The following is a 21,407-nucleotide window of genomic DNA, read 5'->3' on the forward strand; positions in this document are numbered from 1 at the left end:
CCTCCTTAACGAAAGATTGACGATTGGTAAGAATCCACAACAAGTTGTTCTTCATAGATGTATCTGAGGGTCTGTAGCTCAGTTGGTTAGAGCACACGCTTGATAAGCGTGGGGTCACAAGTTCAAGTCTTGTCAGACCCACCATGACTTTGACTGGTTAAAGTTATAGATAAAAGATACATGACTGATGATGTAAGCTGGGGACTTAGCTTAGTTGGTAGAGCGCCTGCTTTGCACGCAGGAGGTCAGGAGTTCGACTCTCCTAGTCTCCACCAGAACTTAAGATAAGTTCGGATTACAGAAATTAGTAAATAGAGATTTCGGTCTTGGTTTATTAACTTCTGTGATTTAAGTATCACGGTATTAAGCATGACCTGACGAAGGCATGTTTATTCATTAACAGATTGGCAAAATTGAGTCTGAAATAAATTGTTCACTCAAGAGTTTAGATTAAGCAATTAATCTGAATGAATTGAGAACTAGCAAATTAACTGAATCAAGCGTTTTGGTATATGAATTTAGATTGAAGCTGTACAGTGTTTAAATACACAGTGCTCTAAACTGAAATGTTGAAGTTACTAACTTGTAGGTAACGTCGACTGTTTGGGGTTGTATAGTCAAGTAATTAAGTGCATGTGGTGGATGCCTTGGCAGTCAGAGGCGATGAAAGACGTGATAGCCTGCGAAAAGCTCCGGGGAGGCGGCAAATATCCTTTGATCCGGAGATGTCTGAATGGGGGAACCCACCTACTTTAAGGTAGGTATTGCAACATGAATACATAGTGTTGCAAGGCGAACGAGGGGAAGTGAAACATCTCAGTACCCTTAGGAAAAGAAATCAATTGAGATTCCCTCAGTAGCGGCGAGCGAACGGGGATCAGCCCATTAAGTTATGTGTGTTTTAGTGGAACGCTCTGGGAAGTGCGAACGTAGAGGGTGATATTCCCGTACACGAAAGGGCACACATAATGATGACGAGTAGGGCGAGGCACGTGAAACCTTGTCTGAATATGGGGGGACCATCCTCCAAGGCTAAATACTCCTGACTGACCGATAGTGAACCAGTACCGTGAGGGAAAGGCGAAAAGAACCCCTGTGAGGGGAGTGAAATAGATCCTGAAACCGCATGCATACAAGCAGTGGGAGCACCTTCGTGGTGTGACTGCGTACCTTTTGTATAATGGGTCAGCGACTTATATTCAGTAGCGAGGTTAACCGTATAGGGGAGCCGTAGAGAAATCGAGTCTTAATAGGGCGTTTAGTTGCTGGGTATAGACCCGAAACCAGGCGATCTATCCATGAGCAGGTTGAAGGTTGGGTAACACTAACTGGAGGACCGAACCCACTGTCGTTGAAAAGCCAGGGGATGACTTGTGGATAGGGGTGAAAGGCTAATCAAGCCTGGTGATAGCTGGTTCTCCCCGAAAGCTATTTAGGTAGCGCCTCGGACGAATACCATAGGGGGTAGAGCACTGTTTCGGCTAGGGGGTCATCCCGACTTACCAAACCGATGCAAACTCCGAATACCTATGAGTACTATCCGGGAGACAGACTGCGGGTGCTAACGTCCGTAGTCAAGAGGAAAACAATCCAGACCGCCAGCTAAGGCCCCAAAATCATAGTTAAGTGGGAAACGATGTGGGAAGGCATAGACAGCTAGGAGGTTGGCTTAGAAGCAGCCACCCTTTAAAGAAAGCGTAATAGCTCACTAGTCGAGTCGGCCTGCGCGGAAGATGTAACGGGGCTAAAACTATGTGCCGAAGCTGCGGATTTGACATTAGTCAAGTGGTAGGGGAGCGTTCTGTAAGCCGATGAAGGTGTATTGAGAAGTATGCTGGAGGTATCAGAAGTGCGAATGCTGACGTGAGTAACGACAAAACGGGTGAAAAACCCGTTCGCCGAAAGACCAAGGGTTCCAGTCCAACGTTAATCGGGGCTGGGTGAGTCGACCCCTAAGGCGAGGCCGAAAGGCGTAGTCGATGGGAAATTGGTTAATATTCCAATACTTCTGTGTAATGCGATGAGAGGACGGAGAAGGTTAAGTCAGCCTGGCGTTGGTTGTCCAGGTGGAAGGATGTAGGTATGTATCTTAGGCAAATCCGGGGTACTCTATACTGAGATCCGATAGCAAGCTGTACTTGTACAGCGAAGTGGCTGATACCATGCTTCCAGGAAAAGTCTCTAAGCTTCAGTTACACAGGAATCGTACCCGAAACCGACACAGGTGGTCAGGTCGAGTAGACCAAGGCGCTTGAGAGAACTCTGCTGAAGGAACTAGGCAAAATGGTACCGTAACTTCGGGAGAAGGTACGCTGTTGTTGGTGATGGAACTTGCTTCCTGAGCTGATGACAGCCGCAGAAACCAGGCCGCTGCAACTGTTTATTAAAAACATAGCACTCTGCAAACACGAAAGTGGACGTATAGGGTGTGATGCCTGCCCGGTGCTGGAAGGTTAATTGATGGGGTTAGCGTAAGCGAAGCTCTTGATCGAAGCCCCAGTAAACGGCGGCCGTAACTATAACGGTCCTAAGGTAGCGAAATTCCTTGTCGGGTAAGTTCCGACCTGCACGAATGGCATAATGATGGCGGCGCTGTCTCCAGCAGAGGCTCAGTGAAATCGAAATCGCTGTGAAGATGCAGTGTACCCGCGGCTAGACGGAAAGACCCCGTGAACCTTTACTGCAGCTTGACACTGAACTTTGACCTTACTTGTGTAGGATAGGTGGGAGGCTTTGAAGTTGGAACGCTAGTTCCAATGGAGCCGTCCTTGAAATACCACCCTGGTAATGTTGAGGTTCTAACTCTGTCCCGTTATCCGGGACGAGGACCGTGTCTGGTGGGTAGTTTGACTGGGGCGGTCTCCTCCTAAAGAGTAACGGAGGAGTACGAAGGTGCGCTCAGCGTGGTCGGAAATCACGCGTAGAGTATAAAGGCAAAAGCGCGCTTAACTGCGAGACCCACAAGTCGAGCAGGTACGAAAGTAGGTCTTAGTGATCCGGTGGTTCTGTATGGAAGGGCCATCGCTCAACGGATAAAAGGTACTCTGGGGATAACAGGCTGATACCGCCCAAGAGTTCATATCGACGGCGGTGTTTGGCACCTCGATGTCGGCTCATCTCATCCTGGGGCTGAAGCAGGTCCCAAGGGTATGGCTGTTCGCCATTTAAAGAGGTACGCGAGCTGGGTTTAGAACGTCGTGAGACAGTTCGGTCCCTATCTACCGTGGGCGCTGGAAATTTGAGAGGATCTGCTCCTAGTACGAGAGGACCAGAGTGGACGAACCTCTGGTGTACCGGTTGTGACGCCAGTCGCATCGCCGGGTAGCTATGTTCGGAAGGGATAACCGCTGAAAGCATCTAAGCGGGAAGCCTACCTCAAGATAAGATTTCCCTAGGAATTTATTCCTCTAAAGAGCCGTTCGAGACTAGGACGTTGATAGGTTGGATGTGGAAGCATAGTGATATGTGAAGCTGACCAATACTAATTGCTCGTGAGGCTTGACTATACAACACCCAAGCAGTTGTATATAAAGCATCAATCGATTCATAAATCTACAAAGCAACTTGATTTAGTTATACCACTAGATAAAATGAACACAATCAGATTCAATCAGCCCAGTCTGTAAAGATTTGGAAAACGCTTCGGCAGTCAATAAGACCAAAGCAAGTATCCATAAACAGTTGTGCTGGCGACCATAGCAAGAGTGAACCACCTGATCCCTTCCCGAACTCAGAAGTGAAACCTCTTAGCGCTGATGGTAGTGTGGGGTTACCCATGTGAGAGTAAGTCATCGCCAGCTCATTATTCTAAACACCCCCATTCTAAAGAGTGGGGGTGTTTTTTATTGCGCAGGAATAAATAGAAAACACATAACTAAAAAACAAATTTGCACGGTTTTCCTGCTTCAGAGATATAATGAAGAAGCTTTTTATTTGGGCGTGATCTCGTGAAATTTAATTCTTTCTCTCAATTACCTGAAAATAATGAAGAACTTTCTCTTCCAGAGTTGATCTATTGGGCATCTTTAGGTGACCTAGAGCAAGTAAAACAATTACTAATAGATGGAGAAGATCCTAATCAGACAGATGATGAGGGATATAGTGCTCTACAGGCAGCTGCTGAAAATGACCATTTAGAGATAGTGAAGCTCTTAGTTGAAAAAGGGGCACATGTCGCTTATAAAAGCGAATACACAGCACTACAGTTAGCAGAAATGGCTGGGAATACAGACGTAGTGAATTATTTAAAAAGTTTATAAAATTAAAAAGCCCCTTTTATTGGGAAAAGAGGCTTTTTGTTCAATTTAAGACAAATGATATTTTTGCAGCTTTTCAACAATAGATTGAAGCGCTTTTACTTCAAATTCATTGGCTTCAAACTTTTCATCTTTATTGCGTTTAAAGATATCTCGTATTTCTATTACAGCATTTGGGTCAACAATACTTAAACTTGAGGTGACTTGGCGTATTTGGCTAATAGAGCGAGAACCATTCGTTGAACCATAGCCAATAAATGCAGCAGGTTTACCACTCCATTCTTTACCTACATAGTCCAGAGCATTTTTTAAAGCTGGACTATATCCATGATTGTATTCGGGGCTAATAAAGATAAATGCATCAGCTTGGGCAATTTTATCTGCCCATTCTTGTTGTTTTGGTTGATCATAAATACCTGTTGCAGGTGGGTGTGAGCCTGAAAATAACGGTAAATTCCACTCTTTTAAATCAATTACTTCTGTCTGAAAATCTTTTAGATTAAATGATGGAATTGCTGTTTCTAACCAATTGGCAATTTTAATAGCTGTGCGTCCTTCACGAACACTTCCTACGATGATATAGACCAGCATATATTTTTCCTAAGGATTTTTATCTTTATAACTTAATTCATTACATAGAACGTGAGAATATAGAATTTGTAAGGATTCTTATGTCATCCATAAAAGGTTAAATAATAAAAAAGCCCTCAATCGAGGGCTTTTTTTACATGATCTTAATGCCTTGCTGACCAGCTGGAGTCACTTTGAATATCTCTACTTCAAAAGTAATATTTTTGCCGGCTAGAGGGTGGTTGAAATCGATTTCAGTAATATCATCATTCACTGACTTCACAACACCAAATAAAGTTGCTTTTGCTTTATCTTCAAACTCGATCATGTGACCAGGAATAGGCCGTTGTTCGAATTTAACCGTATCAAAAGTTTGTATATTTTCCGGATTCCAAGGACCAAAAGCATCTTCTGGTGGAAGATGTACAGTACGTCGATCGCCTGCACGTAAGCCAAGTAATGCTTTCTCAAAGCCTGGTAATAAGTTACCGTCGCCAATAGTCAAGCTAACAGGCTCTTCACGGTTACGTGTATTGTCAATTTCTACACCATTTTCGATAGCAACAGAAAAGTGTAGGTCAACTTTAGAACCGTCAGTAATACGAATTTCTTCATTAGGTTGAATAATTTCGGTCATATTATGCATCCGAATTTTTAGGTCTTTGCTTCTCAAGGAAGAATGTATCAATGAGTAGCAAAATGGTACCTAGAGTAATGGCACTGTCCGCTATATTAAAAGCTGGAAAGTGATGATTTTGGTAATAAACATGAATGAAATCGACCACATACCCTAAAGTAATACGGTCAATTAGATTACCTAATGCTCCACCTAAAATTAAAGCGATAGCTACAGGTAGCACCACCATTTTTTTAGGCATACGTAGCAACCAAAATACAAAAAGTATTGAAACTAAGCCTGCCAAAGATGTGAAGAAATAGCGTTGCCATCCTCCAGCATCAGATAAAAAGCTAAAAGCTGCACCATAGTTATGTAATAGTGTCCAGTTTAAAAATGGAAGTACAGGTACAGGATCTGCGTAGTTCAGATGTGTACTTGCAATCCATTTTGTCCATTGATCCAACACAATGGCAAGGACAGAAAGTCCAAGCCAAATGAGGTTGTGCGGATAAAACTGGAATAAGCCTTTTTTAGCTTGTGAATTAGGCATATTTTCTCACTTCGCCACGACCAGTGACGTTCACAATACAACGACCACATAAACCAGGATGATCGGCGTGTGTATTTACATCCGGAAGGACATGCCAACAACGTGCACATTTTTCACCTTCAGCTGCAGATACTTGTACACGTAAGCCTTCCATTTCAGTTGCTTCACCTTGTTCAGCAAATGGATGTACTACTACTTGCGAAGTAATAAGAACAAAACGGAGTTCATCAGCCAGTTGGTTTAAAACTGTTTGTAATGATTCATTTGCCCAAAGTTCAACTTTGGCTGAAAGATTACTACCGACAAGTTTAGCGTTACGAGCTGCTTCAATCTGTTTATTTACTGCAGATTTTACGCTAATCAATGTTTGCCAATCTGCTTCAGAAAGCAAGTTTGCTTTTGATGAAACAGGTAGGTCATACCATTCAGCTGTAAATACATACTTTTCAGTTTGTTCTGGAATAAGTGGCCAAGCTTCTTGAGCAGTGAAGCTTAAGATAGGGCTCATCCAGCGCACAAATGCTTGTACGATATGGTAAAGCGCTGTTTGTGCAGAACGACGTGCTTGTGAGTCAGCCTTAGTGGTGTATTGACGGTCTTTGATGATATCTAGGTAGAAGCCACCTAAGTCATTAATACAGAAGCTTGTTAATGCGCTACACACGACATGGAAGTTCATTTCTTCATAGGCCGCGATAATAGTTTGTTGTACTTCATTCGCACGTTGTAAGATGTATTGATCAAGAGCAATAAGATCATCTACTGCCAGAGCATCTGTACTTGGTTTGAAACCATTTAAGTTTGCAAGCAAGAAGCGGAGCGTATTACGAATACGACGGTAGCTATCACTTACACGGCTAAAGATTTCTTTTGATGCTGCAATTTCATAGCGATAGTCGCTAGATGCTACATATAAACGTAAGCCATCGGCACCCAGTTGTTTGATGATTTCTTCAAGCGGAATATAGTTGCCTAAAGATTTCGACAATTTACGGCCATTTTCATCCACTGTAAAACCGTGAGTTAACAAGGCTTTATATGGCGCACGGTTGTGAATTGCCATAGAGGTTAATAAAGAAGATTGGAACCAGCCACGGTGTTGGTCTGAACCTTCTAAATATAAGTCAGCAGGGCTTTCTAATTCTTCACGTTGCTCAAGTACAGCGTAATGTGTTGTTCCAGAGTCAAACCATACATCAAGCGTATCACGAACAGCATTGTACTGTTCAGCATCTTCACCAATGAAGTCTTTTGCATCACTGTTAAACCATGCATCGATACCTTCTTGTTCGATAAGTTTTGCAACTTCTTCAATGAGTTCAGGCGTGCGAGGGTGCAATTCATTCGTATCTTTATGAACGAAGAAAGGAATTGGCACACCCCAAGTACGTTGACGTGAGATACACCAGTCCGGACGGCCTTCGATCATTGATTCAATACGGTTTTTACCCCAGTTCGGTACAAACTCGATATCGTTTTCAATGGCGTTAAGCGCACCGTCACGTAAACCTTTTTGATCCATGCTGATAAACCATTGTGGTGTAGCACGGAAAATAATCGGAGTTTTATGGCGCCAGCAGTGTGGATAGCTGTGTTTAATCGGTTGATGAGCCCACAAGCGACCTACAGCACCTAAAGCTTCGATAATCTTTGGATTGGCTTTATAGATGTGCTCACCAGCAAAGATTGGTGCGGTTGGTAAGTAAACACCGTTACCACCCACTGGGTTTTCAACTTTCAGGTTGTATTGAAGACCTACTTTATAGTCGTCTGCACCGTGGCCAGGAGCAGTGTGTACCGCACCTGTACCGCTTGTTGCGATAACGTGTTCACCTAAAATAACCGGAACTTGACGATCGGTAAGTAAAGGATGTTGTAAAGTAAGGTTTTCAAGAGCTGAACCAGTGAAGTCAGCTAAAACAACTGGGTTTTCAAGCTTATAACGCTCAATTGCAGAAGCAACTAAGTCTTTAGCAAGAATAAAGTTTTGCTTACCACGTTCAGTAGTCACTTGTACCAATTGATATTCAATTTCGGCATGCAATGCAACTGCTTGGTTCGCTGGTAATGTCCAAGGAGTAGTGGTCCAGATCACGATATCAGTTGGATCTTGAACATCTACATTTACACGAGCGCTTAAGTCTTTTAAATCTACAACGCCAAAACCAACGTCAATTGCGTCAGACTTTTTATCTTCGTATTCAACTTCAGCTTCTGCAAGTGCTGAGCCACAGTCCATACACCAGTTCACTGGCTTTAAGCCCGGCTGGATATGGCCATTTTTTTGGATTAAACCTAAAGCACGAACGATATCGGCTTCTTGTTTGTAGTTCATGGTGAGGTAAGGATTATCCCAGTCACCTAAAATACCAAGACGTTTAAAGTCTGTACGCTGCAAATCAATTTGTTTTAGTGCATATTCACGGCAGTGTTTACGGAAAGTGGCTGCATCAACTTTTTCGCCCACTTTACCTACTTTTTCTTCAACTTTTAGTTCGATTGGCAAACCGTGACAGTCCCAACCTGGTACATATGGCGCATCGAAACCTGCCAAAGTACGGCTTTTTACGATGATGTCCTTAAGTACTTTGTTAACCGCATGGCCCAAGTGAATTGTACCGTTCGCATATGGAGGGCCATCATGCAAAATATATTTTTTCTTGCCAATACGCGATGCACGAATCTGCTGATAAATGTTGTCGGTATACCACTCTTCTAACCATTTCACTTCACGTACTGCCAAATTTGCTTTCATTGCAAATTGAGTATCCGGCAGGTTTAGCGTGGCTTTGTAGTCCACTGCATTTTCAGTAGTTTGCTTATCGCTCATGCAAGTTGTCTTCCAGTTTAATCAGCTTGGGAGCCGACATGTTTTACAATCAAAATTCGAATTAAAAAGGAAATTGTGTCGTGTCGTTACGATATTGTCGTAATTGCTGCACGTCATTATCAATTCCTGCCTTAAGTGCTTCAAGCGAAGGGTAGTTTAATTCACCATGAAGATAGTGAAGAAAAGTCACCCGCATAAATAAGCCATACAGATTAGCAGAAACATCAGGGAAATGTACTTCTAATCTCCACTCTGGATGCTCTTGCTGGATGGCTGGGCGAGTACCGACATGACCTGCACCATAAAGGCTGTTTTCATGATATCCGGCAATTCCCGGTTTTTCAGGGTCGTCCTGAAGCACTTTTTGAGTTAGCGAAGTTGTCTCGCAAATGACTTCAACGCCATAAATACCATTTAAACAAGGCTTATGGCGGTTTAGACGAACATTAATCGTTGGAAAATCTAAAGTTCGTCCAATTTGGTCGCCATATTGAACACGTCCGGTAATACTGTACGGACGGCCTAATAATTTAGCTGCTAAAGCGAGATTACCCACTTGAAGCACTTGGCGAATACGAGTTGAACTGACGCGTTCACCTTCGAGTTCAATCGTATGTAAATTTGTGACTTGAAATCCATAATTCTTTAAAAATTCGCTGTTACCTTGACGGTCTTTGCCGAAATGAAAGTCATCTCCTAAAACCAAAGCTTGAGCATTTAATTTGTCTTTTAATAAATCTGCAAATTTAGAAGCACTCATGCTACGGAAATGCTGGTCAAACTTGGCAACCGCAATGTAATCCACCCCAAGTTCAGCTAGATATTCAACTTTTTCCCGTAAGGAATTAATACGAGGCGGGGCATCGTAGCCTTTAAAGAACTCAAGCGGTTGGGGCTCAAAAATCATGACCAATGTTTTTAAGCCTTGTGCTGCAGCAATTTTTTTCAGTTGAGCAATCATCGCTTGGTGACCTAAATGGACACCATCAAAATTACCAATAGTTACCGCTGTTTGCGGCAACTGGAAATTGGGCGATAACGCATTAAGACGTAGCAGTTTCATGAACTTAAAATATGGCTATTTTTGCAAGGGCTATATATTGCCATAATCTCACAGATTCGTCTTGTTGTTGTGTTTTTACTCAGGTATTTTTCAATATGAATATCTTTTGTATCTAAAAAATTGATGAATTAAATAAAAATAAATCAATTTTTCTTATTATAAATTTATCCTACTATAGTTTCATCCACTCTTTGATTAGAGACTTAAGATGAAAAAACCCTTTTACCAATTAAATCAAAGTAAAGATGTTATACGGCATTTTACCCCAAATTGGTTTACAGCAACTATGGGTACTGGTGTGGTGAGTATGATTTTAATTCAGCTTCCATTTGCCAAATCATTTTTATTTATGCTGGCGACACTGTTATGGCAATTTAATATTGTTCTATTTAGTGTTTTTTCAGTTCTCTATTTATTGCGGTGGTTACTATTCCCACATGAAGCGAAGCAAATATTTAATCATCCAAATATGAGCTTGTTTTTAGGCGCTATACCGATGGGGCTTGCAACCATACTAAATGGCTTTTTAAGCTTCGGAATCGGGCTTTATGGTGAAATAGCAATCCATATTGCTCAAGCTTTATGGTACATCGATGTCTTTTTAGCGTTAGCAATTGCGTGGATCGTACCATTTTGCATGTTTAGCCGTCAGAATCATCAGCTACATACCATGACTGCAATTTGGTTGTTACCTGTTGTTGCTTGTGAAGTCGCTGCAAGCTCTGCGGGCATGTTGGTTGCACATTTACCAGCAGATTTCCACAGCTTTCATTTATTGTTAGCGGGCTATGTACTATGGGGAATTTCTGTTTTACCTGCATTTGCCATTTTAACGATTTTAATGTTGCGTATGGCTTTGCATCAGTTACCGGAAAAAGAAGTCGCAATTTCTAGCTGGTTATCTTTAGGTCCAATTGGAACAGGTGCTTTAGGTCTATTGTTGCTAGGTGAACAGGCAAAAAGAGTGGCGCCAAATGTAGGATTTGACCAGTTTGCCAATGTATTTCAAGCATTAGGCGTGGTGGGCAGTTTGGTACTGTTAGGCTTTGGGTTATGGTGGCTAGGTCTTGCGATATTAACAACGCTTCGTCATGCAAAGACAGGTATTCCATTTAACTTGGGATGGTGGGGCTTAACCTTTCCACTTGGTGTGTTTATTCTGGTTTTATTTAATTTAGGGCATCAGGTTGAAGTTGTATTTTTACAGTATGTTGCAGTGGCACTTAGTGTTTTATTATTAGTGATGTGGAGCGTTGTAATGAAGAAAACCTTAGCCGGAGCCTATAGTGGGCAACTGTTCTTCTCTCCATGTTTAATCGCCTTACAACAAAAAATGCAGTAATAGTGAAAAGGTGCAAAAAAGCTTTTGCACCTGATTTATACTTATTTTCTAATTTATTTAATTTTGATTTGAGCTTTTTGAATGAACAAAGATATCGCTTTAATTATGGCACTTCCTAATGAATCTAAAGGTTTGTTTGAGCAAGCAGGTATTGAAGTCCATTACAGTGGTATAGGTAAAATCAACGCTGCCTTTAAAGCATTTGAAGTTATTCAAAAAACAGGCTGTAAAACTCTAATTAACTTAGGTTCGGCAGGAAGTTCATCTTTTAATCGACATGATTTAGTTGAAGTAAAAACCTTTGTACAACGTGATATGGATGTTTCACCATTAGGGTTTGAAGTAGGTGTAACGCCGTTAGATGATCATTTACCGGCAGAGATTCATCTTCAACCACATTTTGCTGATTTACCAAAAGGGATTTGCGGGACAGGGGATTCATTTGAAACTGGCCAGCCAAAAGTCGCGTGTGATGTGGTGGATATGGAAGGGTATGCTTTAGCCAAAGTTTGCCACAAGCTAGGTGTACGTTTAATTTCGGTGAAATATATTACTGATGGCGCAGACGATACCGCTCATTTAGATTGGGAAGAAAATTTATTATTGGGTGCGCAAAAGCTCTTGGCTCTTTATCAAAATCATTTCTAAAAAAAGATCGGCAAATTTGCCGATCTTTTTTATTTTAGCGAGGTAATACGCCGTAGAGCATCATATGTACTGTATGCTCAATCGAGCGTTGGAACATACTGCGGTTACGCAGTGTTTTTCCAGTCACCATTTCCATTTGCGTGGCAAAATCGGCATAGTTTTGTGTAAGACCCCAAATATTGAGTATTAACAGCTCAGGGTCGATATCTGGAGAAATTTTTCCTTCTTCTTGCCATGTCTGAATGACCTTGGCTTTACGCTTAAATAGCTTTTTCAAAGGCCCTTTCAGTATAGGCAAAATGTGTGGTGCCCCTTGGATAATTTCCAAAGCAAATAATCGCGAAGCCTTTGGTTGGCTACGAGAAAGTTCGATTTTTTGTATTAAATAGTGAGACAAAGCTTCGGCTGGTTCTAACTCAGCTTCTAAAGTTTGTAAGGGAGCAAGCCATTTTTGTAAAACTGTGGTCAGCACTTCCACATATAAAGACTCTTTATTTTCATAGTAATAGAAAATATTCGACTTATGCATGTCAGCGAGTTGGGCAATTTCATCCAGACTTGCACCACTGAACCCATATAGTGAAAACACATCAAGGGCGGCAGCAAGAAGCTGATTGCGCTTTTGAGTACTCTTCTTTTGTTCCATTTGCTGCATAAATTAAAAAGATAGTGCTCCCATTGTAAGGTAAATCGTTTGATTTGTGCACAGGTGTCTCACTTTTTTAGTGAAAAAACGGATAGTTATTTGAGCAATAGATATACTATTGTGCAAAAAATAGAGAGATTCACTAGTTTATTGTTATTCTTAAAAATATTTTTTTATATTCGCCCCAAAAAAGAGCAATAAATCATCAGTTTTATTGCTCATTAAGTGGGCATTTTGTTGTTGAAATGGTTCTCATTACTCATCTCAACCTTAAGTTGCTAAGACTGCGTCGAGTACTTGTTGTTCAAGCTGGGCAAAAGTGATGCTCTTTTTACGCGGACGTGGCAAATTCACTTGGAAACTTTGGGCAATTTGGCCCTTATCTAATAGGATAATACGGTCGGCCAGTTGCACTGCTTCACTTACATCGTGTGTGACCAAAATGGCAGTAAAACCTTGCTCTTTCCATAAACGCTCAATCAAGCTTTGCATCTCAAGGCGGGTGAGCGCATCTAATGCACCCAAAGGTTCATCTAGCAGTAAAATACGGGGAGTATGAGATAACGCACGGGCTAGGGCGGTACGTTGTCGTTGTCCACCAGAGAGCTGTGAAGGCCATTGTCCCGCTTTTTCTTTTAAACCTACTTTCTCTAATAATTCTTCTGCTAAAGCATGTTGCGATTTTGGTAGCCCAAGTTGAACATTTTGAAGAATATTTCGCCAAGGAAGTAGGCGTGGGTCTTGGAACATAACCCGAATGTCATCGTTAGTAATTCCTTCACGTAAATGTCGCGCAGATTTAAACTTGATCTCACCAAAACTTGCTTTTTCAAGTTGGGCAATTAAGCGTAGTAAGGTACTTTTACCGCAGCCACTACGACCAACAATAGCTAAAAATTCGCCCGGTTGAATATGTAGGTTAAGATCTTCAAGAACTTTAACCTCACCATAAAACTTATAAAGCTGTTCAATCAGAATCTCTGCACCTACTACGGGTTCTTGTGACTCTGGATGATTTTCTGGAATGAGCTCTACGTCATTCTGATTAATATTTAAATTCAGATTTGTCATATTCTAAGCTCCCTTATTTCTGATATCCCGCGTGCCAGCGTAATAAATAGCGTTCCAAAAGTTGTGCTAAGACATCGGCTAACTTACCTAATAGGGCATAAAGAAGAATACCGACGAGTACCACATCTGTTTGCAAAAACTCACGCGCATTCATGGTCATGTAACCGATACCTGCTTGTGCTGAAATAGTCTCAGCTACAATGAGCAACACCCAAACCAAACCTAATGCAAAACGTAAACCGACTAAAATAGAAGGCATCGCACCCGGTAGAATAATTTCTTTGTAAAGCTGCCAACGGGAAAGGCCATAGCTTTTACCCATCTCAATCAATTGGGGGTCGACTGAACGAATACCGTGATAGGTATTGATATAAATAGGGAAGAAAACACCAACTGCCACCAAGAATAATTTTGCTGTTTCATCAATACCGAACCACAAAATCACCAGTGGAATAAGTGCAAGAGCCGGAATATTACGAATCATTTGCAAGGTCGTATCGAGCAGGGTAGAGGCGAAACGTGAAGATCCATTGAGCAGACCTAAGAGCAAACCTAAACCGCCGCCTATCAGAAGGCCAAGCAGTGCACGACCAGCACTTACTTTAACGTGATGCCATAGTTCCCCACTCACCAAAAGATGCCAAAAAGCAGAAACGACAGCCGTAGGAGCCGGTAGAATACGATTTTCTAAAAGGCCTGAACTCGATGCAATTTGCCAAACAACCAATAGAACAATCGGGAAAATCCAAGGCAGCAGATGCTGCCCGACTTGCTTCGTTCCACGTGAAACAATATTTATATCTTTGCTCATGCAGGCTCCTTGACGGAACTATTTTGTTTCTTCTCGTCTGGAACATAGTTGTTGGCAATGATTTCACCGAATGGACCAGTTAAGTTTGGTTGAGCAAGTTTAGCTCGGGTCTCGATTGGTAATAATGGGAATACTAACTCTGCAAAACGGATTGACTCTTCAAGGTGTGGATAGCCTGAGAAAATAAAGGTATCGATACCTAAATCCGCATATTCCTGAATACGTGCAGCAACGGTTTCAGGATCGCCGACAAGTGCTGTACCTGCACCACCGCGGACTAGACCGATACCTGCCCAAAGATTTGGAGATACTTCAAGTTTGTCTCGATTACCGCCGTGTAGAGCAGCCATACGTTGCTGACCAACTGAGTCCATTTGTGCAAATTTTTTCTGTGCTGCAGCAATAGTTGCATCATCCAGATACTGGATAAGCTCGTTAGCTGCTGCCCATGCTTGTTCATTGGTTTCACGAACAATGACATGCAAACGAATGCCATAAGTTAATTTACGGCCCTTAGCCTCAGCTTTGGCACGAACATGTTCGATCTTTTCTTTCACGGCTGCTGGTGGTTCACCCCAAGTCAGGTAGGTGTCGACTTGCTCAGCCGCGAGTTCAACAGCTACATCTGAAGAACCACCGAACCAAAGAGGTGGATAAGGTTTTTGAACAGGTGGGTAAAGTAGTTTTGCATCATCTACTTGTAAGCGTTCACCGTGGAATGTAAAAGCTTCACCCGTATGTGAACGCGTCAAAATTTCACGCCAGATTTTTACGTATTCATTGGCTGTTTGATAACGCGTTGAGTGATCTTCATATAAACCGTCACCGCGTAGTTCTGCTTCATCGCCACCTGTCACTAAGTTGAGTAGAACACGACCATTCGACAAGCGGTCAAATGTTGCAGCCATACGAGCTGCCAACGCTGGTGTTGTTACCCCTGGACGTAATGCAACTAAAAACTTAAGGTGTTGAGTTGCATCGATTAGGCTAGCCGCCGTAATCCAAGGATCTTCACATGAACGACCTGTTGGAATAAGTACTCCTTCGTAACCCAAGTTATCTACTGCCACAGCAATTTGCTTCATATAGGCATGGTCAACCTGACGAGCGCCTTTACTTGTACCTAAATAGCGACTATCACCGTGGGTAGGAATAAACCAGAAAATTTTCATGTGCATTACCTATATATCTATTGAAATTACTTGGCACCCCAAACAGCTTGTTTAATGCTGATTGGTTTAGGGATGATGCCTTGTTGAGTAAAGATGTCTGCAAGCTGCTGTTGTTCAGCAATGACTTTGCTGTTAAGTGGAGCTGCCGATGATGGACGTGGACGGCGTTTAATAAATAAGTCACTGGTCGCAGGTTTTAGGCCTGTACTTTGGCCAATCGCACTTGCAGTTTCTGCTTGATGGCTTTGGACCCATTTGTCAGCTTGATTGATCTGCTTGATGAGTCCTGGAACAGCTTTTGGATATTGCTTAACAAAATTTGGAGCGGCTAAGTAAAAGGTATAGTTCGGGCTTAGGCCTTTACCAGATGCAAGAACACGAGCTTGGTCTTCTAGTTGTGCTGAAGCGTAGTACGGATCCCATATTGCCCATGCATCAACAGCACCCTTTTGGAATGCAGCGCGAGCATCGGCAGGTGTGAGCCATATTGGGGTAATGTCGCTCCATTTTAAGCCTGCTTTACGTACGGCCTGTACAAGTAGGTAATGTGAGCTAGAACCTTTTTGTAGCGCAATACGTTTACCTTTTAGGTCCTTAAGCTGTTTTAGTTGTGAGTTTTTGGGAACTAAAATTGCTGAGGCCAATGGTTTGGCTGCTTCATAAGCAATGTAATATAAAGGCTTGCCAGCGGCTTGAGCGTAGACCGGGGGCGTGTCTCCAGTAACGCCAACATCGAGTGAGCTAACAGCTAAGGCTTCTAAAATTTGAGGGCCAGCGGGGAACTCATTCCAAGTGATTTTGGCATTTGGAAATTCTTGTTCAAATAGTTTTTGCTGTTTGGCAATCACGAAGTTAATCGAACTTTTTTGAAAACCAATACGAAGTTCTTTCACTGTTGGGTCAATTGCCCAAGCAGGTGCTGCGATTGTTAAACCTAATACAACGACCGCGCTAAAGCGCTTAACTAACTGGGTCCACTGACTCTTATTAAATAATGACTGATGTTGCATATTGATATCCTTGTTCCCTTAACACAAGGCACAGCATTTATATCGTTATTTAAGCTGTGCCCAAGCTGGGTTTATTTCAGTTTTAAAATGGCTTCTTGAATGGTGAGCTTGTTGGGAATGAGCTTTTGCGCGTAGAAGGCATCAGCTACATATTGTTGTTCTTGAGCTACCTTGTCAGATATTGGCTGAACTCCAAAACCCATACGTGAAATAGACGTTTTGAGTACATCAAACTCAAGTGCCGTAGGTTTTTCGAGTAGCTTGGCAGCCTCATCTTGGTGTGTGCTGACCCATTCAGTTGTCTGGTTTAGCGTTTGTACAACCGTGTTCAGAACTTTTGGATTATTTTCTGCAAATTTACGATCAGCTAAGTAGAACTGATGATTGCTTACCAAGTTTTCACCTGTTGCCAGAACGCGGGCCTGAATTTGATGTTCAGCTGCTGCAAAGAACGGATCCCAAATCACCCATGCGTCGACAGCTCCTTTTTCAAAGGCTGCACGCGCATCTGATGGTGGTAAATAAACAGGTTGAATATCACTTAAGCTCAAGTGATTTGCTTCTAAGACTTTTAATAAAAGGTAGTGAACATTCGAACCTTTATTCAGTGCGACACGTTTTCCTTTTAAGTCTTTAATAGACTGGATTGGAGAATCTTTTTGTACTAATAACGCTTCTGCTTTTGGTGCAGCAGGTTGATTTGCGACATAGACTAAATTTGGATTGGCTGCTTGAGCAAAAATAGGTGGTGCTTCACCTGCTTCGCCTAACGAAACACTTCCTACATTTAGGCCTTCAAGTAATTGAGGTCCCGCAGGAAACTCGACCCATTTCACTTGTACGCCTTGATCTTTGAGTGCTTTTTCCAAGTCACCACGTGCTTTTAGAATAGGAAGGATGCCATATTTCTGATAGCCGATATTTAAAGTTGTCGTGGTGTGCTCCTCTTTTTTGGCACAACCACCTAGCATCATCACTCCCGCAAGGCTGGCAGCAATGACTGAATATTTTGCCCATGAAGTGGAATTAAAAAGTGCCATGTGGTTTTGTGCTCCCCGAAAGAGAAAAAGAAAAATAATTGGATGAGCAGATACCCTAAAGGGATTTTTATTTCGTAAAAAATAAATATTCAGTCTTTATTTATGCAAAAAAAAGCTAAAAACTTTCGGCGATAAACTTATGCAAAAAAATGATTTATTGAACAGGACAATATTTATAAAAAGATATTTAAGTATATGTAAATAAAGTAAAAGTTATTAAAAGAATAAAATTTAAAGATTTAAAAAAAGTACAACCATACATTAATTACCTTTATGGTTGTACTTTTTAGACTAAGCTTATCTGAAATAAGAATATCTTAAAAAATGCATAGTCTAGGGAAGCAATTTTTTAAAGACTAAAGAATTTCTTTGATAGTTATAAAGTGCCTGACGGGCATTTGGTAAGTCATCCACACTCACCTGATGGAAACCGTGCTCTAAGAACCAGTGTGCGGTACGGGTGGTTAAAACGAACAATTGACGAATGCCTTGTTGTTTGGCCTTTTCTTCGAGAAATTGCAGAATTTGGCTGCCACGGTTTGATTTACGATAACTTGGGTGTACTGCCACACAAGCAATTTCTGCTGAACGTGTTTCATTAAACTCAGTCGGAATTGGATAAAGGGCAGCGCAGGCCAAAATCATACCGTCTCGTTCAATGACAGCGAACTGGTTAATTTCTTGTTCTAAACGTTCACGTGAGCGATACACCAAAATGCCTTCTTCTTCTAACGGGCGTAATAGGTTCATTAAGCCGCCGACATCTTGAATATGCGCCATACGAACTTCTTCATAATGCGCATCGGTAATCATGGTACCCACACCATCACGCGTAAAGAGTTCTTCAATAAGTGCACCATCATAAGAATAAGAAATTAGATGGACACGATGTACACCCGATAAAGATGCTTTTTTTGCTTCTTGCAAATGTAGGGTTAGAGTTGGGTGTGTGGTTTGGTATTGTTGAATATAGTAATCAAGCTGGTGTGGGCTTAATTCACGCAGTAATTGCCCATCTTCGTTAGGTAAACCTTGTTGCTCACCTAAAAAGATTAATTTATCTGCCTTTAAATAAGTCGCAGTTTTGGTTGCAACTTCTTCAGCTCTTAAATTAAATACTTCACCTGTGGTTGAATAGCCCGTTGGGCCAAGTAAAACAATATTATTGTTATCAAGATGACGTTCAATCGCGTCTGTATCTATTGAACGAACTTCGCCTGTAAGCTGAAAATCCATTCCTTCACGAATACCATAAGGTTTAGCGGTTACGAAATTACCTGATACGACATCTATTCGAGCGCCATACATTGGAGAGTTAGCTAAGCCCATAGATAACAATGCTTCGATTTCTAACCGAATAGACCCTACAGCACTCATGACACAGCTTAAAGATTCGCGTGTAGTAATACGGCAGTTATCATAAAAAGGGGTTTCAATCCCTTTTTCTTTAAGGTTGTGATTAATTTGTGGACGTGCGCCATGCACTAAGATTAAACGGATGCCAAGAGAATGTAATAAGGCAATATCGTGAATAATATGTTCGAAATTAGGATCGCGGACTGCTTCACCGCCAAACATTAAAACAAAAGTTTTATCACGATGCGCATTGATGTAGGGTGCTGAATGTCGGAACCAATGTACATAATGCTGGGTATTATTATGTGATTTCTCTAAAGACTTAGTTGGCATACCGATCTCGAATCAACAGCAAAAAGATATAAAGAGGATTCTAAACAAAAAAGCTCAAAGTCGCATGTTTTAGATAAAAAAACACCCAAATTAGCTTTGGGTGTTAGATGTTTTATGAACTTAACGAATTACTTTAATAATTTTATGGCTTTGCTCATTTACGAGTACATAATTTCCGTTCACCTTATACCATTTTTGATAACGACCTGGCTTAGTCAATTTCTGGTGTGAACGGTAGTCAATGACATAACGTGGATGTTGGTATTGATGCGGTACAACTTGGCCTGCACGCCAAATATTCGCATGATCATCTTTATGGATAACTTTGACTGTTTTTGTCTCATATCCTTGGTGGTGATAATGGTCGTGAGGCGCAGCCATTGCTGTTGTTGCGATTAAACCACTCATTGAAAGAATAATTGCTGTTGTTATCTTTTTCATCGTAAACCTCGAATGATCTATTAAATTTCGATAATTGAAGATTAGTGAAAAATTACAGATAAATCGTGAAGGCGAAGAATAATAAATGTGAAAATTTTCTATGAAATAAGAAGAAATTTAGAAGATTTAAATTTTTATATCATATTGATATAAAAATAAAAAAAGGATAAAGCCGATCAGCTTCATCCTTTCCTACTAAGCGATAGTGAGGAGCTATCTATCTTAGAAACCGCGAATACTCACAATACTGTTAGAGTCCGTGTCGACTAAAATATAGTCATTGTTAATTTTGTACCACTGCTGGTTACGATCGGGTTTAGGTAAGTTATTGTCTTTATAGTCGACTTTATAACCATTACCACGATAGTGCTGTGGCATCACATAACCTGGCTGCCAACGATGTTGTTTCAGACGCTCAAAGCCACGTTCCTCACGCATACGGCGTTCATCGCGAACACGATCACCATTATCGTCACGGTCAAATTTATGCCCACGATCATTCCATTCACCACGAGGTCCGCCTTTAGGACCTTTCGGGCCATGTCCTCGGTCAAAAGGAGGATCAGCAAAGCTAGCCATACTGGTGGTCAGTACAGTGATGCAAAGGGCTAAGATGGTGAACAACTTTTTCATGATGCATCCTCGTTTACATCTGATGTCTCTCATGTTGAATACTGTACGCGCAAAATGCAGAGAAACTGTGAAGATCATTTAATGCTTCAATTAAAATTACGGATAAATCCAGCGTTTTTCTCAATAATAAAAAAGGCTTGTATATATCTTTTCAGGTATAGCCAAGCCAGATGTGATGATCGGCTATAAATTATTTTAGCTTTTCATCTGTAATTATTTAATCCTGTGCATCAATACTTTGCCCATTGAGCGTTAAGCTATCTTCACCCATTAAATAAAGATAAGCCGGCATGATGGACTCCGGTGTTGGTAATGTTTTCGGATCTTCTTCAGGATAAGCTTTAGCACGCATGGCAGTACGTGTAGCTCCTGGGTTAATACAATTAAAGCGAATATTTGGATAAGTATGCTCAGCCGCAAAAATCTTGCTCACCGCTTCAATCGCGACTTTCGAGACAGAATACGCACCCCAGAGCGCGCGTGCCTCACGGCCTACACCTGAGCTGGTAAATACGACAGAAGCGTTTTCTGACTTTTGTAGTAGCGGTAATAAAGCTTGGGTTAAAGCAAAAGGTGCACGTAAATTGACTGCCATCACATCATCCCATACTTCTGCTGGATAATGTGCAAGTTCTACCCGCTCACCCAAAATACCTGCATTATGCAAAATGCCATCCAGACGACCAAATTGTTTTTCTAGCGTACTTACTAAAAAGTCATAATCGCGATCGGAAGCACTCGAAAGCTGGAGGGGTAAAATAGCAGGCTGAGGCGCGCCTAAACCTTCAATTTCATCATAAATTACTTCAAGTTTATTTAAGGTTCTACCATGCAAGACGACAGTTGCACCATGTAAAGCATAACTGAGGGCCGCAGCTCGCCCAATTCCATCACCAGCACCAGTGATTAAAATAATTCGATCTTTGAGTAGATCCGGACGAGGTTGATATTCTGAATATTTCATTGGTAAACCTCCTTCTTTTTATATTGATATAAGTAACCGTTAAAAAAGCTTA

Annotated in this window: 18 protein-coding genes, 2 tRNA genes and 2 rRNA genes; 7 read left to right on the top strand and 15 right to left on the bottom strand. The window is 41.5% G+C overall.

The annotated features are described in order from the left end of the window. Positions 1-67: 67 nt before the first annotated feature. From HMPREF0014_RS21270 to HMPREF0014_RS21290, 5 genes are all read left to right on the top strand, one after another. Positions 68-144 (top strand) — tRNA-Ile (locus HMPREF0014_RS21270). Between the two features lie 55 nt (positions 145-199). Continuing rightward, a tRNA-Ala gene (locus HMPREF0014_RS21275) sits at positions 200-275 on the top strand. 340 nt (positions 276-615) lie between these two features. Beyond that, a 23S ribosomal RNA gene (locus HMPREF0014_RS21280) occupies positions 616-3,506 on the top strand. Between the two features lie 179 nt (positions 3,507-3,685). Beyond that, positions 3,686-3,800: ribosomal RNA gene (gene rrf, locus HMPREF0014_RS21285) — 5S ribosomal RNA — on the top strand. 147 nt (positions 3,801-3,947) lie between these two features. Further along, entirely contained in the window at positions 3,948-4,259 is a 312-nt protein-coding gene (locus tag HMPREF0014_RS21290) for an ankyrin repeat domain-containing protein (protein ID WP_006581418.1), read from the top strand. Positions 4,260-4,304: 45 nt separating this feature from the next. On the opposite strand, the gene HMPREF0014_RS21295 is transcribed toward HMPREF0014_RS21290, so the two are convergent. The 5 genes from HMPREF0014_RS21295 to ribF all read right to left on the bottom strand — a co-directional run bounded on the left by HMPREF0014_RS21295 (position 4,305) and on the right by ribF (position 9,888). Further along, positions 4,305-4,847 carry an NAD(P)H-dependent oxidoreductase gene (locus tag HMPREF0014_RS21295; protein ID WP_006581417.1) on the bottom strand — a complete coding sequence of 181 codons (543 nt, stop codon included), beginning with the start codon at positions 4,845-4,847 and terminating at the stop codon, positions 4,305-4,307. Between the two features lie 133 nt (positions 4,848-4,980). Then, positions 4,981-5,463, bottom strand: a complete 483-nt coding sequence (locus HMPREF0014_RS21300) for an FKBP-type peptidyl-prolyl cis-trans isomerase (RefSeq protein ID WP_020992344.1) — start codon at positions 5,461-5,463, stop codon at positions 4,981-4,983. Between the two features lies 1 nt (position 5,464). Further along, entirely contained in the window at positions 5,465-5,995 is a 531-nt protein-coding gene (lspA, locus tag HMPREF0014_RS21305) for a signal peptidase II (RefSeq protein WP_001133879.1), read from the bottom strand. Then, a complete protein-coding gene (ileS, locus tag HMPREF0014_RS21310) occupies positions 5,988-8,825 on the bottom strand; it encodes an isoleucine--tRNA ligase (RefSeq protein WP_006581415.1) in 2,838 nt (945 codons plus the stop codon). The genes lspA and ileS overlap by 8 nt, the downstream gene beginning before the upstream one ends. 61 nt (positions 8,826-8,886) lie before the next feature. Next, positions 8,887-9,888, bottom strand: coding sequence for a bifunctional riboflavin kinase/FAD synthetase (gene ribF / locus HMPREF0014_RS21315; RefSeq protein WP_006581414.1), 1,002 nt, complete (start codon positions 9,886-9,888; stop codon positions 8,887-8,889). A 208-nt stretch (positions 9,889-10,096) separates the two neighbouring features. Between ribF and HMPREF0014_RS21320 the strand changes: the two genes are divergently transcribed. Both HMPREF0014_RS21320 and HMPREF0014_RS21325 read left to right on the top strand, forming a co-directional pair. Continuing rightward, positions 10,097-11,230 (top strand): TDT family transporter, encoded by a 1,134-nt coding sequence (locus tag HMPREF0014_RS21320; RefSeq protein ID WP_006581413.1) that lies wholly within the window; start codon positions 10,097-10,099, stop codon positions 11,228-11,230. 81 nt (positions 11,231-11,311) lie between these two features. Then, positions 11,312-11,878, top strand: coding sequence for a 5'-methylthioadenosine/S-adenosylhomocysteine nucleosidase (locus HMPREF0014_RS21325; RefSeq protein ID WP_006581412.1), 567 nt, complete (start codon positions 11,312-11,314; stop codon positions 11,876-11,878). Between the two features lie 34 nt (positions 11,879-11,912). On the opposite strand, the gene HMPREF0014_RS21330 is transcribed toward HMPREF0014_RS21325, so the two are convergent. The 10 genes from HMPREF0014_RS21330 to HMPREF0014_RS21375 all read right to left on the bottom strand — a co-directional run bounded on the left by HMPREF0014_RS21330 (position 11,913) and on the right by HMPREF0014_RS21375 (position 21,355). Next, positions 11,913-12,533, bottom strand: coding sequence for a TetR/AcrR family transcriptional regulator (locus HMPREF0014_RS21330; protein ID WP_002050490.1), 621 nt, complete (start codon positions 12,531-12,533; stop codon positions 11,913-11,915). Positions 12,534-12,794: 261 nt separating this feature from the next. Then, the gene (locus HMPREF0014_RS21335) at positions 12,795-13,595 is read right to left on the bottom strand and encodes an ATP-binding cassette domain-containing protein (RefSeq protein ID WP_000183286.1); all 801 of its coding nucleotides are present in this window, start codon (positions 13,593-13,595) and stop codon (positions 12,795-12,797) included. Positions 13,596-13,608: 13 nt separating this feature from the next. After that, positions 13,609-14,406, bottom strand: coding sequence for an aliphatic sulfonate ABC transporter permease SsuC (gene ssuC / locus HMPREF0014_RS21340; protein WP_006581411.1), 798 nt, complete (start codon positions 14,404-14,406; stop codon positions 13,609-13,611). Next, positions 14,403-15,578 carry an FMNH2-dependent alkanesulfonate monooxygenase gene (ssuD, locus tag HMPREF0014_RS21345; protein WP_000689552.1) on the bottom strand — a complete coding sequence of 392 codons (1,176 nt, stop codon included), beginning with the start codon at positions 15,576-15,578 and terminating at the stop codon, positions 14,403-14,405. The genes ssuC and ssuD overlap by 4 nt, the downstream gene beginning before the upstream one ends. Before the next feature lie 26 nt (positions 15,579-15,604). Then, entirely contained in the window at positions 15,605-16,588 is a 984-nt protein-coding gene (locus HMPREF0014_RS21350) for a sulfonate ABC transporter substrate-binding protein (RefSeq protein ID WP_006581410.1), read from the bottom strand. A gap of 71 nt (positions 16,589-16,659) precedes the next feature. After that, on the bottom strand, positions 16,660-17,628 hold the full coding sequence (locus tag HMPREF0014_RS21355; protein WP_001173275.1) for a sulfonate ABC transporter substrate-binding protein: 969 nt from the start codon (positions 17,626-17,628) through the stop codon (positions 16,660-16,662). A 333-nt stretch (positions 17,629-17,961) separates the two neighbouring features. Then, entirely contained in the window at positions 17,962-19,317 is a 1,356-nt protein-coding gene (gene argA, locus HMPREF0014_RS21360; protein ID WP_001142457.1) for an amino-acid N-acetyltransferase, read from the bottom strand. A gap of 120 nt (positions 19,318-19,437) precedes the next feature. After that, a complete protein-coding gene (locus tag HMPREF0014_RS21365) occupies positions 19,438-19,758 on the bottom strand; it encodes an RcnB family protein (protein ID WP_000724538.1) in 321 nt (106 codons plus the stop codon). 222 nt (positions 19,759-19,980) lie between these two features. Continuing rightward, on the bottom strand, positions 19,981-20,391 hold the full coding sequence (locus HMPREF0014_RS21370) for an RcnB family protein (protein WP_000732887.1): 411 nt from the start codon (positions 20,389-20,391) through the stop codon (positions 19,981-19,983). Positions 20,392-20,608: 217 nt separating this feature from the next. After that, positions 20,609-21,355 (bottom strand): YciK family oxidoreductase, encoded by a 747-nt coding sequence (locus HMPREF0014_RS21375; RefSeq protein WP_000877608.1) that lies wholly within the window; start codon positions 21,353-21,355, stop codon positions 20,609-20,611. Between the last annotated feature and the right edge of the window lie 52 nt (positions 21,356-21,407).

Origin of the sequence: Acinetobacter sp. RUH 2624 (genome assembly GCF_000162375.2) — a bacterium.
GTDB lineage: Bacteria > Pseudomonadota > Gammaproteobacteria > Pseudomonadales > Moraxellaceae > Acinetobacter > Acinetobacter nosocomialis.

Bases quoted from the DNA above. Each gene is read 5' to 3' on its own strand.
- lspA (WP_001133879.1), bottom strand. From the start codon at position 5,995: ATGCCTAATTCACAAGCTAAAAAAGGCTTATTCCAGTTTTATCCGCAC.
- ssuC (WP_006581411.1), bottom strand. From the start codon at position 14,406: ATGAGCAAAGATATAAATATTGTTTCACGTGGAACGAAGCAAGTCGGG.
- HMPREF0014_RS21365 (WP_000724538.1), bottom strand. From the start codon at position 19,758: ATGAAAAAGATAACAACAGCAATTATTCTTTCAATGAGTGGTTTAATC.
- ssuD (WP_000689552.1), bottom strand. From the start codon at position 15,578: ATGAAAATTTTCTGGTTTATTCCTACCCACGGTGATAGTCGCTATTTA.
- argA (WP_001142457.1), bottom strand. From the start codon at position 19,317: ATGCCAACTAAGTCTTTAGAGAAATCACATAATAATACCCAGCATTAT.
- HMPREF0014_RS21370 (WP_000732887.1), bottom strand. From the start codon at position 20,391: ATGAAAAAGTTGTTCACCATCTTAGCCCTTTGCATCACTGTACTGACC.
- HMPREF0014_RS21350 (WP_006581410.1), bottom strand. From the start codon at position 16,588: ATGCAACATCAGTCATTATTTAATAAGAGTCAGTGGACCCAGTTAGTT.
- HMPREF0014_RS21295 (WP_006581417.1), bottom strand. From the start codon at position 4,847: ATGCTGGTCTATATCATCGTAGGAAGTGTTCGTGAAGGACGCACAGCT.
- HMPREF0014_RS21325 (WP_006581412.1), top strand. From the start codon at position 11,312: ATGAACAAAGATATCGCTTTAATTATGGCACTTCCTAATGAATCTAAA.
- HMPREF0014_RS21300 (WP_020992344.1), bottom strand. From the start codon at position 5,463: ATGACCGAAATTATTCAACCTAATGAAGAAATTCGTATTACTGACGGT.
- HMPREF0014_RS21330 (WP_002050490.1), bottom strand. From the start codon at position 12,533: ATGCAGCAAATGGAACAAAAGAAGAGTACTCAAAAGCGCAATCAGCTT.
- ileS (WP_006581415.1), bottom strand. From the start codon at position 8,825: ATGAGCGATAAGCAAACTACTGAAAATGCAGTGGACTACAAAGCCACG.
- HMPREF0014_RS21375 (WP_000877608.1), bottom strand. From the start codon at position 21,355: ATGAAATATTCAGAATATCAACCTCGTCCGGATCTACTCAAAGATCGA.
- HMPREF0014_RS21335 (WP_000183286.1), bottom strand. From the start codon at position 13,595: ATGACAAATCTGAATTTAAATATTAATCAGAATGACGTAGAGCTCATT.
- HMPREF0014_RS21320 (WP_006581413.1), top strand. From the start codon at position 10,097: ATGAAAAAACCCTTTTACCAATTAAATCAAAGTAAAGATGTTATACGG.
- ribF (WP_006581414.1), bottom strand. From the start codon at position 9,888: ATGAAACTGCTACGTCTTAATGCGTTATCGCCCAATTTCCAGTTGCCG.
- HMPREF0014_RS21355 (WP_001173275.1), bottom strand. From the start codon at position 17,628: ATGGCACTTTTTAATTCCACTTCATGGGCAAAATATTCAGTCATTGCT.